General features: G+C 51.0%; 14 protein-coding genes. 5 read left to right on the forward strand and 9 right to left on the reverse strand.

Going from position 1 to position 13976, the window contains the following annotated elements; translation table 11 throughout:
* Nucleotides 1-163: 163 nt before the first annotated feature.
* The 7 genes from gpmA to modE form a co-directional block, all read right to left on the reverse strand.
* On the reverse strand, nucleotides 164-916 hold the full coding sequence (gpmA, locus tag ESM_RS0107740) for a 2,3-diphosphoglycerate-dependent phosphoglycerate mutase (protein ID WP_001295305.1): 753 nt from the start codon (nucleotides 914-916) through the stop codon (nucleotides 164-166).
* Nucleotides 917-1118: 202 nt separating this feature from the next.
* Nucleotides 1119-2159: a galactose-1-epimerase gene (gene galM / locus ESM_RS0107745; RefSeq protein WP_000931379.1), complete on the reverse strand. Its 1041-nt coding sequence runs from the start codon at nucleotides 2157-2159 to the stop codon at nucleotides 1119-1121.
* Nucleotides 2153-3301: a galactokinase gene (gene galK / locus ESM_RS0107750; RefSeq protein ID WP_000053403.1), complete on the reverse strand. Its 1149-nt coding sequence runs from the start codon at nucleotides 3299-3301 to the stop codon at nucleotides 2153-2155. The genes galM and galK overlap by 7 nt, the downstream gene beginning before the upstream one ends.
* 3 nt (nucleotides 3302-3304) lie before the next feature.
* Complete coding sequence (galT, locus tag ESM_RS0107755) at nucleotides 3305-4351, reverse strand: galactose-1-phosphate uridylyltransferase (RefSeq protein WP_000191515.1); 1047 nt, start codon at nucleotides 4349-4351, stop codon at nucleotides 3305-3307.
* A gap of 9 nt (nucleotides 4352-4360) precedes the next feature.
* Nucleotides 4361-5377 carry a UDP-glucose 4-epimerase GalE gene (gene galE, locus ESM_RS0107760; protein WP_001265441.1) on the reverse strand — a complete coding sequence of 339 codons (1017 nt, stop codon included), beginning with the start codon at nucleotides 5375-5377 and terminating at the stop codon, nucleotides 4361-4363.
* A 260-nt stretch (nucleotides 5378-5637) separates the two neighbouring features.
* On the reverse strand, nucleotides 5638-7110 hold the full coding sequence (gene modF, locus ESM_RS0107765) for a molybdate ABC transporter ATP-binding protein ModF (protein ID WP_000096852.1): 1473 nt from the start codon (nucleotides 7108-7110) through the stop codon (nucleotides 5638-5640).
* A gap of 67 nt (nucleotides 7111-7177) precedes the next feature.
* Nucleotides 7178-7966: a molybdenum-dependent transcriptional regulator gene (gene modE, locus ESM_RS0107770; protein ID WP_001147452.1), complete on the reverse strand. Its 789-nt coding sequence runs from the start codon at nucleotides 7964-7966 to the stop codon at nucleotides 7178-7180.
* A 128-nt stretch (nucleotides 7967-8094) separates the two neighbouring features.
* Here modE and acrZ point away from each other — a divergent pair, with 128 nt between their 5' ends.
* The 4 genes from acrZ (at nucleotide 8095) to modC (ending at nucleotide 10934) form a co-directional block, all read left to right on the forward strand.
* Nucleotides 8095-8244: a multidrug efflux pump accessory protein AcrZ gene (gene acrZ, locus ESM_RS0107775; RefSeq protein WP_000891515.1), complete on the forward strand. Its 150-nt coding sequence runs from the start codon at nucleotides 8095-8097 to the stop codon at nucleotides 8242-8244.
* A gap of 166 nt (nucleotides 8245-8410) precedes the next feature.
* Nucleotides 8411-9184, forward strand: coding sequence for a molybdate ABC transporter substrate-binding protein (gene modA, locus ESM_RS0107780; RefSeq protein WP_000113007.1), 774 nt, complete (start codon nucleotides 8411-8413; stop codon nucleotides 9182-9184).
* On the forward strand, nucleotides 9184-9873 hold the full coding sequence (gene modB / locus ESM_RS0107785; protein WP_000604034.1) for a molybdate ABC transporter permease subunit: 690 nt from the start codon (nucleotides 9184-9186) through the stop codon (nucleotides 9871-9873). Before modA ends, modB begins: the two co-directional genes overlap by 1 nt.
* A gap of 2 nt (nucleotides 9874-9875) precedes the next feature.
* A complete protein-coding gene (gene modC, locus ESM_RS0107790) occupies nucleotides 9876-10934 on the forward strand; it encodes a molybdenum ABC transporter ATP-binding protein ModC (protein WP_000891658.1) in 1059 nt (352 codons plus the stop codon).
* On the opposite strand, the gene ybhA is transcribed toward modC, so the two are convergent.
* Nucleotides 10935-11753 carry a bifunctional pyridoxal phosphate/fructose-1,6-bisphosphate phosphatase gene (gene ybhA / locus ESM_RS0107795; RefSeq protein WP_000213424.1) on the reverse strand — a complete coding sequence of 273 codons (819 nt, stop codon included), beginning with the start codon at nucleotides 11751-11753 and terminating at the stop codon, nucleotides 10935-10937. It lies immediately after the preceding gene.
* 154 nt (nucleotides 11754-11907) lie between these two features.
* Between ybhA and pgl the strand changes: the two genes are divergently transcribed.
* A complete protein-coding gene (gene pgl / locus ESM_RS0107800) occupies nucleotides 11908-12903 on the forward strand; it encodes a 6-phosphogluconolactonase (RefSeq protein WP_000815435.1) in 996 nt (331 codons plus the stop codon).
* A gap of 41 nt (nucleotides 12904-12944) precedes the next feature.
* Here the strand turns inward: pgl and ESM_RS0107805 are convergent, their stop codons facing one another.
* On the reverse strand, nucleotides 12945-13898 hold the full coding sequence (locus ESM_RS0107805) for a LysR family transcriptional regulator (protein WP_001516019.1): 954 nt from the start codon (nucleotides 13896-13898) through the stop codon (nucleotides 12945-12947).
* Nucleotides 13899-13976: the final 78 nt, after the last annotated feature.

Raw genomic sequence — 13976 nt, forward strand, 5'->3', positions numbered from 1 at the left:
CCCGACCTGCGAATCGCCATGACTGTACGTTTGTAGGCCTGATAAGACGCGTAGCGTCGCATCAGGCAATGTGCTCCGTTGTTAGTTACGTACGCCTTGTGCAAAAACAAAAAAAAGCCGACTCACTTGCAGTCGGCTTTCTCATTTTTTCAACGGATTACGCTTACTTTGCTTTACCCTGGTTCGCAACGGCCGCTGCTTTCGCCGCGATCTCGTCAGCATTACCCAGGTAATAACGTTTCAGAGGTTTGAAGTTTTCGTCAAACTCATACACCAGCGGTACGCCAGTCGGGATATTCAGCTCAAGGATCTCTTCTTCACTCATGTTATCGAGATATTTCACCAGCGCACGCAGGGAGTTACCATGTGCCGCGATGATCACGCGCTCACCGCTCTTCATGCGTGGCAGAATGGTTTCATTCCAGTAAGGGATCACGCGGTCAATGGTCAGTGCCAGGCTTTCCGTCAGCGGCAGCTCTTTTTCGCTCAGTTTAGCGTAACGCGGATCGTGGCCCGGATAACGCTCATCATCTTTAGTCAGTTCCGGCGGAGTTACCGCAAAACCACGACGCCACTGTTTCACCTGCTCGTCGCCATATTTTTCAGCGGTTTCCGCTTTGTTCAGACCCTGCAACGCACCGTAGTGACGTTCGTTCAGTTTCCAGGATTTCTCAACGGGCAGCCATGCCTGATCCAGTTCGTCCAGCACATTCCACAGAGTATGGATAGCGCGCTTCAGCACAGAGGTGTAAGCAAAGTCAAAGCTGTAACCTTCCTCTTTCAGCAGCTTGCCTGCTGCTTTTGCTTCGCTTACGCCTTTCTCAGACAGATCCACGTCGTACCAACCGGTGAAACGGTTTTCTTTATTCCACTGGCTTTCGCCATGACGAACCAGAACCAGCTTAGTTACAGCCATATACTTACTCCTCAAATCATTATTTAATGATAATAATTCTCATTATATTGCCGTGGGATAACAACAGCAATGCTTACGCATAACCATAGCGAAAATAGTGTCGCAGTGTAAGGTTGTTGTGAATATTGAGTTGCAAATATGTCTTCATTTGCTGGCAAGATGAACGATACGATGAGAAAGCCCTCATATTGAGGGCTTGAAGTCACTGTGCAATAAACTGATATTCCGTCTGGCTGGAATACTCTTCGCCTGGGCGTAAGAAACAGTCCGGCTGTGGCCATTCAGGATGGTTCGGGCTGTCCGGCAAAAACTCGCTTTCCAGCGCCAGACCTTGCCAGTCGGCGTAAGGTTCTGTTCCCCGTGAGGGTGTGCCACCAAGGAAGTTGCCGGAGTAAAATTGCAAAGCCGGAGCGGTGGTGTAGACCTTAAGCTGCAATTTCTCATCTGCTGACCAGACATGCGCTGCCACTTTCTTGCCATCGCCTTTGGCCTGCAACAAGAACGCGTGATCGTAACCTTTCACTTTGCGCTGATCTTCGTCGGCAAGAAACTCACTGGCGATGATTTTGGCGCTGCGGAAATCAAAAGACGTACCGGCAACAGATTTCAGTCCGTCGTGCGGAATACCGCTTTCATCTACCGGCAGATATTCGTCAGCCAGAATCTGCAGCTTGTGATTACGCACGTCAGACTGTTCACCGTCGAGGTTGAAATAGACGTGGTTAGTCATATTCACCGGGCAAGGTTTATCAACCGTGGCGCGATAGGTGATAGAGATACGGTTATCATCGGTCAGACGATACTGCACCGTCGCGCCGAGATTACCCGGAAAGCCCTGATCGCCATCTTCTGAAGTCAGGGCAAACAGCACCTGACGATCGTTCTGATTTACAATCTGCCAGCGACGTTTATCGAATCCTTCCGGGCCGCCGTGTAGCTGGTTGACACCCTGACTTGGCAACAGCGTGACAGTTTCGTCGTCAAAGGTATAACGGCTATTGGCGATACGGTTGGCATAGCGACCAATAGAGGCCCCCAGAAATGCGGCCTGATCCTGATAGCATTCCGGGCTGGCACAGCCGAGCAGCGCCTCGCGGACGCTGCCATCGGAAAGCGGAATACGGGCGGAAAGTAAAGTTGCACCCCAGTCCATCAGCGTGACTACCATCCCTGCGTTGTTACGCAAAGTTAACAGTCGGTACGGCTGACCATCGGGTGCCAGTGCGGGAGTTTCATTCAGCACTGTCCTGCTCCTTGTGATGGTTTACACACGTAAAAAGTCTCTTTAATGCCTGTTTTTGCTTCATATTGTTCAGCAACAGCGTGCTGCACTGCAGGCACCAGTTCTTCCGGGATCAGCGCAACAATACAGCCGCCAAACCCACCACCGGTCATGCGCACGCCCCCTTTGTCGCCAATCACTGCTTTTACGATTTCTACCAGGGTGTCAATTTGCGGTACGGTGATTTCGAAGTCATCGCGCATAGAGGCATGAGACTCCGCCATCAACTCACCCATACGTTTCAGGTCGCCTTGCTCCAGCGCGCTGGCAGCTTCAACGGTACGGGCGTTTTCGGTCAGAACGTGACGCACGCGTTTTGCGACGATCGGATCCAGTTCATGCGCTACGGCGTTGAACTCTTCAATGGTGACATCGCGCAGGGCTGGCTGTTGGAAGAAACGCGCACCGGTTTCACACTGTTCACGGCGGGTGTTGTATTCGCTGCCGACCAGAGTGCGTTTGAAGTTACTGTTGATAATCACCACCGCCACACCTTTCGGCATGGAAACAGCTTTAGTCCCCAGTGAGCGGCAGTCGAGCAATAATGCATGATCTTTCTTGCCCAGAGCGGAAATCAACTGATCCATGATCCCGCAGTTACAGCCCACAAACTGGTTTTCAGCTTCCTGACCGTTAAGCGCGATTTGTGCGCCGTCCAGCGGCAGATGGTAAAGCTGTTGCAATACAGTACCGACTGCGACTTCCAGCGAAGCGGAAGAACTTAACCCGGCACCCTGCGGCACGTTGCCGCTGATCACCATGTCCACGCCACCAAAGCTGTTATTGCGCAGTTGCAGATGTTTCACCACGCCACGGACATAGTTGGCCCATTGGTAGCTGTCATGCGCGACAATGGGCGCATCAAGGGAAAACTCGTCAATCTGATTTTCATAATCGGCAGCCATAACGCGTACTTTGCGATCATCACGCGGCGCACAGCTAATTACCGTTTGATAATCAATCGCGCAGGGCAGAACAAAACCATCGTTGTAGTCGGTGTGTTCGCCAATTAGATTCACGCGGCCAGGCGCCTGAATGGTATGAGTGGCAGGGTAGCCAAATGCGTTGGCAAACAGAGATTGTGTTTTTTCTTTCAGACTCATTTCTTACACTCCGGATTCGCGAAAATGGATATCGCTGACTGCACGCAAACGCTCTGCTGCCTGTTCTGCTGTCAGGTCTCGCTGGGTTTCTGCCAGCATTTCATAACCGACCATAAATTTACGCACGGTGGCAGAGCGTAACAGAGGGGGATAAAAGTGCGCGTGCAACTGCCAGTGTTGGTTCTCTTCGCCATTAAACGGCGCACCGTGCCAGCCCATCGAGTAAGGGAAGGAGCACTGGAAAAGATTGTCATAACGACTGGTCAGCTTTTTCAACGCCAGTGCCAGATCGCTGCGCTGGGCGTCGGTCAAATCGGTGATCCGCAGAACATGGGCTTTGGGCAGCAGCAACGTTTCGAACGGCCAGGCAGCCCAGTAAGGCACCACGGCTAACCAGTGTTCGGTTTCAACAACGGTACGGCTACCATCAGCCAGTTCACGCTGGACATAATCCACCAGCATGGGGGATTTCTGTTGGGCGAAATATTCTTTTTGCAGGCGGTCTTCGCGCTCAGCTTCGTTAGGCAGGAAGCTATTTGCCCAAATCTGTCCGTGCGGATGCGGGTTCGAGCAGCCCATTGCCGCCCCTTTGTTTTCAAACACCTGCACCCACGGGTACGTTTTTCCCAGCTCTGCGGTTTGTTCCTGCCAGGTTTTGACGATTTCCGTCAACGCGGCAACGCTTAACTCTGGCAGCGTTTTACTGTGATCCGGTGAAAAGCAGATCACCCGGCTGGTGCCACGTGCGCTCTGGCAACGCATCAGCGGATCGTTGCTTTCTGGTGCATCTGGCGTGTCAGACATCAATGCCGCAAAGTCATTGGTGAAAACGTAAGTCCCGGTGTAATCGGGGTTTTTATCGCCTGTAACCCGCACATTACCTGCGCAGAGGAAGCAATCAGGATCGTGCGCAGGCAACACCTGTTTAGCTGGCGTTTCCTGCGCCCCCTGCCAGGGGCGCTTTGCGCGATGCGGTGAAACCAGAATCCATTGCCCGGTGAGCGGGTTATAGCGGCGATGTGGATGATCAACGGGATTAAATTGCGTCATGGTCGTTCCTTAATCGGGATATCCCTGTGGATGGCGTGACTGCCAGTGCCAGGTGTCCTGCGCCATTTCATCGAGTGTGCGCGTTACGCGCCAGTTCAGTTCGCGGTCGGCTTTGCTGGCATCCGCCCAGTAGGCCGGGAGGTTGCCCGCACGACGCGGTGCAAAATGATAGTTAACCGGCTTGCCGCAGGCTTTACTGAAGGCATTAACCACGTCCAGTACGCTGCTGCCTACGCCTGCACCGAGGTTGTAGATGTGTACGCCTGGCTTGTTCGCCAGTTTTTCCATCGCCACGACGTGACCGTCCGCCAGATCCATTACGTGGATGTAATCGCGAACACCAGTGCCATCTTCGGTCGGATAATCGTTACCAAAAATAGCCAGAGAGTCGCGACGGCCTACAGCAACCTGGGCGATATATGGCATCAGGTTATTCGGAATACCTTGCGGATCTTCGCCCATATCGCCCGACGGATGCGCACCAACCGGGTTGAAGTAGCGCAGCAGGGCAATGCTCCAGTCCGGCTGGGCTTTTTGCAGGTCGGTAAGGATCTGTTCCACCATCAGCTTGCTTTTGCCGTAAGGGCTTTGCGGTGTGCCGGTCGGGAAGCTCTCAACGTAAGGAATTTTGGGTTGATCGCCATAGACGGTGGCGGAGGAACTGAAGATAAAGTTTTTGACGTTCGCGGCGCGCATGGCGCTAATCAGACGCAGGGTGCCATTGACGTTGTTATCGTAATATTCCAGCGGTTTTTGTACCGACTCGCCAACGGCTTTCAGCCCGGCGAAGTGGATCACGGTATCGATAGCGTGATCGTGCAGGATCTCGGTCATCAACGCTTCGTTGCGAATATCGCCTTCAACAAATGTCGGATGTTTGCCGCCTAAACGCTCGATAACAGGCAGTACACTGCGCTTACTGTTACAGAGGTTATCAAGAATGATGACATCATGACCGTTTTGCAGTAATTGCACACAGGTATGACTTCCAATGTAACCGCTACCACCGGTAACCAGAACTCTCATAATTCGCTCCATCAGGCTTATGGTATGAAATAACCATAGCATAACAAAGATGCGAAAAGTGTGACATGGAATAAATTAGTGGAATCGTTTACACAAGAATTTAGCCATCTTTTATGTGCGATTAAGCGATTATAAAACAGAGAGTTGGTGAATGATTGCGTCTTTTATCTGAAAAAAGAGGTGTTTTCATGCCTGGATGTGTCTAACCGTAGGCCGGATTAGGCGTTTACGCCGCATCCGGCACAGTCAGCATTACAGACTTAGCTTATTTTTGTCAGCGCATAGCGATAGAGGTCGCCATCCGGCACGAACTCCAGCCGATGGGTAATACAGGCTGGTGCATCTTCAGCGTGGTGCGAAACAAACAACAACTGCGTTTCACCTTCGCTAATCAGTATATCCACAAAACGGCGGATAAGCTGGCGATTCAGCGGGTCAAGCCCTTGTAAAGGTTCATCGAGAATAAGCAATGTAGGATGCTTCACCAACGCCCGCACGATTAACGCCAGACGCTGCTGTCCCCAGGAAAGACTATGGAAGGGCGCGTCAGCGGTGCGTTTATCAATGCCGAGAATATCCAGCCACTGTTGCACCAGTTTTTTCTGGCGATCTGAAACGGCCTGATAAATGCCAATGGAATCAAAATAACCAGAAAGGATCACGTTGCGCACGGTAGTACTGACGCGGTAATCCAGATGCAAACTACTGCTGACGTAACCGATATGCTTTTTGATATCCCAGATGGTTTCACCGCTGCCGCGACGCCGTCCGAAAAGCGTCAAATCGTTGCTGTAACCTTGCGGATGATCGCCAGTAATCAGGCTTAATAACGTCGATTTTCCCGCGCCATTTGGCCCGACAATTTGCCAGTGTTCACCAGGATTCACCTGCCAGCTAAGGTTGTTAAGAATAGGGCGATCGTTATAAGAAACCACGCCGTTGTTTAGTACAATTCGTGGTTCGCTGGCGGGTAAGGTGTGACGTGCTGAAGGCTCATCCGGCTCTGGTAGATGCACGCCATCAAGCCGCTCACTGTGTGCCAGTTGGGCGACGAGAGCCTGCCGGAGCAGTTCCTCTTTAGCGCCAGTTTCCGTTAATGTGCAATCCGCCAGCACACCGGCAAACTGGACAAATTCCGGGATCTCATCGAAGCGATTGAGTACCAATACCAGAGTAATCCCTGACTGATGTAACGAAGCGAGTAGTTCTGCCAGTTGCTGACGTGAGGCAACATCAAGACCATCGAACGGTTCATCTAAAATCAGCAAGTCAGGCTCCGACATCAGCGCCTGACACAAAAGGGTTTTGCGCGTTTCGCCAGTAGAAAGATATTTAAAACGTCGGTCGAGGAGAGCGGTAATGCTGAACTGTTGCGCCAGTTGAGCGCAACGCTGAGTATCCTTAACTTCATCCTGAATGATCTCTGCCGTGGTGCGCCCGGTGTCATCTTCGCCAGGGCTGAGCATATCGGTGTTATTACGCAGCCATTCATCGCTGACGAGCTTTTGCAATTGCTCGAAGGAGAGACGAGTGATGTGGGAAAACTGGCTTTGCCGTTCGCCTTTCAATAGCGGAAGTTCACCTGCCAGCGCGCGAGCCAGCGCCGACTTCCCGCTACCGTTAGAACCGACAAACGCCCAACTATCACCCGCGTTTAAATTTAGCTGATGCAATTGCAGCGTTTTTGTGTCGCTAAGACGAAACGTGCCTTGCAAAATTTGCAACGATGACATTTTGTATCCCATTTTGTGCAGCGATTACTGACAGGGATACGTGTTTCATAACAAATTGTCAACACGCTTAACACAGCGTGGCGATAATCACACTGTCGGCGTTAAAGTAAGCCGTGACATTTTGCCCTTGCTTAAGAGATGCGGCTTCATTTACCGGCACCGTGGCGCACAGGGTTTGCCCGTCTGGTAACGCCATTAATACTTCGCACTGTTCCGCGCCGCGCTCAATATGACTAATAATACCCGGTAATTGGTTGTCGGCACCCTGGGCCACCGTGTCATCCTGGGTAATGTTCACCCACGGCGCTTTCAGCAGAATCAACACTTCTTTGCCTTCATCCAGCCCCAGACGCGCGCCACTTTGCGCGGTAATTGCGACTTTTAACCGTGTTTTGCCGTCGGCCAGTAAGACATCAACATGTTGTTGAACGTCATCATGATCGCGTGCGGTGATGGTGCCGAACCATTGGTTACGGGCGCTGGTTTGCAGTGAGAAACGTGAGATAGCTGCCAGCAGGCTGTTCAGCGGCAGGGCGTCATCGTCACTTAACACATCAAAGGCTTTTTGTTGGATCTGGGCGAGAAGATCGTAAAGCTGAATCAGCCGCTGACCATAGCGGGTCAGTACCGCACCGCCGCCGCCTTTTCCACCCGTTGCACGCTCAACCAGCGTATGCTCACTTAACTGATTCATCTCGTTAATGGCATCCCAGGCGCTTTTATAGCTGATACCGGCATCTTTTGCCCCCTGGCTGATGGAACCGGAAAGCGCGATGTGCTTTAGTAGCGAAATGCGGCGTGGGTCGGCAAAGAGCTTTTGTTGAAGCTTAAGAGTGAGAAGGATTTCGGCCTGCATAACAATGTCCTGGCAAAAGTCTTATTGTGACGGAAAATGAGCGCCACGCAAAGCTGACCGCACAAAAGGGGAGTGCTTTTCTGTGCTTAGCGGTTAGAATAATGACAGGACTATATCTGGAGTTGACCATGTTAGAGTTATTAAAAAGTCTGGTATTCGCCGTAATCATGGTACCTGTCGTGATGGCCATCATCCTGGGTCTGATTTACGGTCTTGGTGAAGTATTCAACATCTTTTCTGGTGTTGGTAAAAAAGACCAGCCCGGACAAAATCATTGATTCCATGAATGCCCGCTCGGTCGGGCATTTTCTTTTTCCTCAACTTCCTGCTTTTCCTGCCGATATTTTTTCTAACTACCTCTCAAAGGTTAACAATAACTGCTGGGAAAATTCTGAACTTGCCGTTATATTGACGCCTACATAACGTTAAATAAAGGGGTTACAAATGGCTCGTAAATGGTTAAACCTGTTTGCCGGGGCGGCGCTCTCTTTCACCGTTGCTGGCAACGCGTTGGCGGATGAAGGGAAAATCACGGTTTTTGCTGCAGCATCACTGACCAACGCGATGCAGGATATCGCCACACAGTATAAAAAAGAGAAGGGCGTGGATGTCGTTTCTTCTTTTGCCTCTTCTTCTACCTTAGCTCGTCAGATTGAAGCTGGCGCACCAGCGGATCTGTTTATTTCTGCCGATCAGAAATGGATGGATTATGCAATTGATAAAAAAGGGATTGATACCGCCACGCGTCAGACATTGCTCGGCAATAGCCTGGTCGTTGTAGCACCGAAATCCAGCGAGCAGAAAGAGTTCACCATCGATAGCAAAACTAACTGGACCACTTTACTGAATGGCGGTCGCCTGGCTGTTGGTGATCCGGAACATGTTCCGGCTGGCATTTATGCGAAAGAAGCTCTGCAAAAACTGGGTGCATGGGATACCCTCTCCCCGAAACTGGCTCCGGCAGAAGATGTTCGCGGGGCACTGGCGCTGGTTGAACGCAATGAAGCACCGCTGGGCATTGTTTACGGTTCTGACGCGGTTGCCAGCAAAGGGGTAAAAGTGGTTGCTACCTTCCCGGAAGATTCGCATAAAAAAGTGGAATATCCGGTTGCTGTCGTGGAAGGGCATAACAATGCGACAGTGAAAGCATTTTACGATTATCTGAAGGGACCGCAGGCAGCGGAAATCTTTAAACGTTACGGATTTACAACTAAGTAATGATACTGACCGATCCAGAATGGCAGGCAGTTTTATTAAGCCTGAAAGTTTCTTCCCTGGCTGTGCTGTTTAGCCTGCCGTTTGGGATCTTTTTTGCCTGGTTACTGGTGCGCTGCACGTTTCCGGGCAAAGCTCTGCTCGACAGTGTACTGCATCTACCTCTGGTGTTACCGCCAGTGGTCGTCGGTTACTTGCTGTTAGTTTCGATGGGGCGGCGCGGATTTATCGGTGAACGTCTGTATGACTGGTTTGGCATTACCTTCGCGTTTAGCTGGCGTGGCGCAGTCCTCGCTGCCGCAGTCATGTCTTTTCCACTGATGGTGCGGGCGATTCGTCTGGCGCTGGAAGGGGTTGATGTCAAACTGGAACAGGCCGCAAGAACGCTGGGGGCCGGGCGTTGGCGCGTTTTCTTTACTATTACCTTACCGCTGACGTTGCCGGGAATTATCGTCGGTACGGTACTGGCTTTCGCACGTTCGCTCGGTGAATTTGGCGCCACCATCACCTTTGTTTCGAACATTCCTGGCGAAACGCGGACCATTCCTTCTGCCATGTATACCCTGATCCAGACTCCTGGCGGCGAAAGCGGCGCGGCAAGACTTTGTATTATCTCTATTGCGCTGGCGATGATCTCCCTGCTGATCTCGGAATGGCTGGCCAGAATCAGTCGTGAACGGGCGGGGCGTTAATCATGCTGGAATTGAATTTTTCCCAGACTTTGGGCAACCATTGCCTGACCATTAATGAAAAGCTGCCAGCTAATGGCATCACCGCTATCTTTGGTGTTTCCGGTGCGGGAAAAACCTCGCTAATTAACGCTATCAGTGGGCTGACTCGTCCGCAAAAAGGGCGAATTGTCCTCAATGGTCGGGTATTAAATGATGCCGAAAAAGGTATCTGCCTGACGCCGGAAAAGCGTCGCGTTGGCTATGTTTTTCAGGATGCGCGGCTGTTTCCGCATTACAAAGTGCGTGGCAATCTGCGCTATGGCATGGCGAAAAGCATGGTCGATCAGTTCGACAAACTGGTGGCGCTTTTAGGTATTGAACCCTTGCTTGACCGCTTACCGGGCAGTCTTTCCGGGGGCGAAAAACAGCGCGTGGCGATTGGTCGGGCCTTGCTGACGGCTCCGGAATTACTGTTACTGGATGAACCGCTGGCGTCGCTGGATATTCCGCGTAAACGCGAACTGTTGCCTTATTTGCAACGTTTGACGCGGGAAATCAACATTCCAATGCTCTATGTCAGCCATTCACTGGATGAGATCCTCCATCTGGCAGACCGGGTTATGGTGCTGGAAAACGGTCAGGTGAAAGCCTTTGGTGCACTGGAAGACGTCTGGGGCAGTAGCGTGATGAATCCGTGGCTGCCGAAAGAGCAACAAAGCAGCATTCTGAAAGTGACGGTACTGGAGCATCACCCGCATTATGCGATGACCGCGCTGGCGCTGGGCGATCAGCATTTGTGGGTTAATAAGCTGGACGAACCGCTGCAAGCCGCGCTACGGATTCGCATTCAGGCATCCGATGTCTCTCTGGTTTTACAACCACCGCAGCAAACCAGCATCCGCAACGTGTTGCGCGCAAAAGTGGTCAACAGTTATGACGATAACGGTCAGGTGGAAGTCGAACTGGAAGTCGGCGGTAAAACGCTGTGGGCGCGTATTAGCCCGTGGGCCAGGGACGAACTGGCAATCAGACCGGGTCTGTGGCTGTACGCGCAAATTAAAAGTGTGTCGATAACTGCCTGATTAAATCAGGTGGCTATAAATGAACTGGGCAATGCTGTCAGTGGTATTGTCACCAATCACAATGTTGGCGCGAGCTTTTACCGCGTCATCAGCATTGCCCATTGCCACACCTGTGCCAGCAGCTTCCAGCATACTGATATCATTAAAGTTATCGCCAAATGCAATCACGTTTTCCATTGACCAGCCTTGTGCTTCAATCCATTTCGTCAGACGTTTGCCTTTACTATTACCGCCGCGCGCAATATCAACCTGATCGTGCCAGGACCATTCACACTCCAACCCCAACTCGTGTTCAACATGTTTACCAAAATGCTGCAATTGCGGCAGATCATCGTGCGTCAGAGCGAATTTCCACACCGCATTAACTTCTTGTGCCGTCTCGGCCAGTGAGGCGACCTGGGTAAAAGTCGGACGTTGTTCCGGTGGCAGTGTCTGTGCCCAGTTAGAGGTACGAATAACATGCCCGGTCGGGTGCTCATAAACCATCGCATCATCCACATACATCAGACCGTGAATGTGGTGTTCATTCAACATCTCAATGAGTTGCAAGGCCTTGTTGACGGGCATTGGGTCAGCTTCCAACACAGTTTTTGCATGATAATCATACAAATAGGTGCCATTACAGCAAATAGCAGGTGTATCCAGCGCCAGTGCCTGATAAAAAGGGTGGATAGCGACGTGATGGCGACCCGTGACGATAATCAATTGATAGCCAGCCTCGCGAGCGCGGGCAAGTGCTTCTATTGATGAAGGAAGTAGGGTCTTTTTCGGGGTCAATAAGGTGCCGTCTAAGTCGAGAGCAATCACGCGTGTGGTCATGGCGTTTTCCAGATTAAGGTTAAGAATTTTCGTCTAAGTGAATGGTACACCGATACCACTATCGGACAAAATTCTGCGCTTTAATTCAGCATTCACCGCCAAAAGCGACTAATTTTAGCTGTTACAGTCAGTTGCTAAATGCAAAGGAGCATTCATGAAGCAAACCGTTTATATCGCCAGCCCTGAGAGTCAGCAAATTCACGTCTGGAACCTGAATCATGAAGGCGCACTGACGCTGACACAGGTTGTTGATGTCCCGGGGCAGGTGCAGCCGATGGTGGTCAGCCCGGATAAGCGTTATCTCTATGTTGGCGTTCGTCCGGAGTTTCGCGTACTGGCGTATCGCATTGCACCAGACGATGGCGCACTGACATTCGCCGCAGAGTCGGCGTTGCCGGGTAGCCCGACCCATATTTCCACCGATCATCAGGGACAATTTGTTTTTGTCGGCTCTTACAACGCAGGCAATGTAAGCGTAACGCGTCTGGAAGATGGCCTGCCAGTGGGCGTGGTCGATGTGGTTGAGGGACTGGACGGCTGCCATTCCGCCAATATTTCGCCGGATAACCGCACGCTGTGGGTTCCGGCATTAAAGCAGGATCGTATTTGCCTGTTTACGGTCAGCGATGACGGTCATCTGGTGGCGCAGGATCCGGCAGAAGTGACTACCGTCGAAGGTGCCGGCCCACGTCATATGGTGTTCCATCCAAACGAACAATATGCTTATTGTGTCAATGAATTAAACAGCTCAGTTGATGTCTGGGAACTGAAAGATCCGCACGGCAATATCGAATGTGTACAGACCCTGGATATGATGCCGGAAAACTTTTCCGACACCCGTTGGGCGGCTGATATTCATATCACTCCGGATGGTCGACATTTATATGCTTGTGACCGTACCGCCAGCCTGATTACCGTCTTCAGCGTCTCGGAAGATGGCAGTGTGTTAAGTAAAGAGGGCTTCCAGCCAACTGAAACCCAGCCGCGCGGCTTTAACGTCGATCACAGCGGCAAGTACCTGATTGCTGCCGGACAAAAATCTCACCACATCTCAGTGTACGAAATTGTCGGTGAGCAGGGGCTGCTGCATGAAAAAGGTCGCTATGCGGTCGGACAGGGGCCAATGTGGGTAGTGGTGAACGCACACTAACCGTTGACCTACCCGGCGCTGAATCTATTGCGCCGGGTGTATTAACTCATCTCCTGTAACGCATGTCTCTGGCGTTCGACGATATTGGTCCACAAATTGTCTTTATCGTCAGTCCACAAATTAATCAGTAAGGCAAAAAAGCGTTCTGCCGCTGGAGAAAGTACGGCATCTTTGCGGCGAATAATCCCCAATGTCCGACGAATAACCGGTTCCACCAGCGGAATACCGATGATAGAAGAATAGGGCGCATGGGGCATTGCCAGACCAGGAAGCGCCGAAATCCCCAACCCCGCCTCAACCAGTCCTAATGACGTCGAAAGATGACGCACTTCGTAAAACCAGTCCAGCTTCCAGGGCTTGTCGGCCAGTTTTTGCTCAATCAGCAGTCGGTTGCCGCTGGAGGAGCGTACACCAATCATTTTGTAACCCGCCAGTTCCTGCCATTCCACTAGCTGCTTTTTGGCTAATGGATGGTCACGCCGACAGGCCAGCACGAACGGCTCGTTGACCAGTGGGGTAAAATCAATGGATGAATTTGTGATGTTGTTCATGTTTATGCCAAAGTCAGACTCGTTACATAGCACCGACTCCATGCAATTATTCGTGCCTTGTTCCAGAATCCGCACTTTAATATTGGGATATAGCTCATTAAATTTGCCGATCGCCAGCGGTAAAAAATAGAACACCGCGGTTGGAATACACGCTAATGTCACCATTCCTCGATGATGAGCATTCATGCCGCGAATATTAAAAAGAGTTTCATCAAATTTATTTATTAATCCCCGAGCCTCTGGTAGCAGCATTTTTCCCGCTTTTGTTAAAGTAACCTTGCGAGTTGTACGCTCAAAGAGCTGGATATGTAAATCCTCTTCCATCTTTTTTATTCTGCGTGTTAATGCAGGTTGCGTAATATTAAGTAATTTAGCGGCGTTGTTAAATGAACTGGACTCTGCCAGCGTGACAAACGCCTTCATACTTGATAATTCATGCTTCATTACTACTCCGAAAAATGGAACCTGTGCTTTTTAGTAATTTACAGTTAAACAGTTTAACTGCAATTTAATTACTTAAAT

Origin of the sequence: Escherichia sp. TW09308 (assembly GCF_000208565.1) — a bacterium.
Lineage (GTDB): Bacteria > Pseudomonadota > Gammaproteobacteria > Enterobacterales > Enterobacteriaceae > Escherichia > Escherichia marmotae.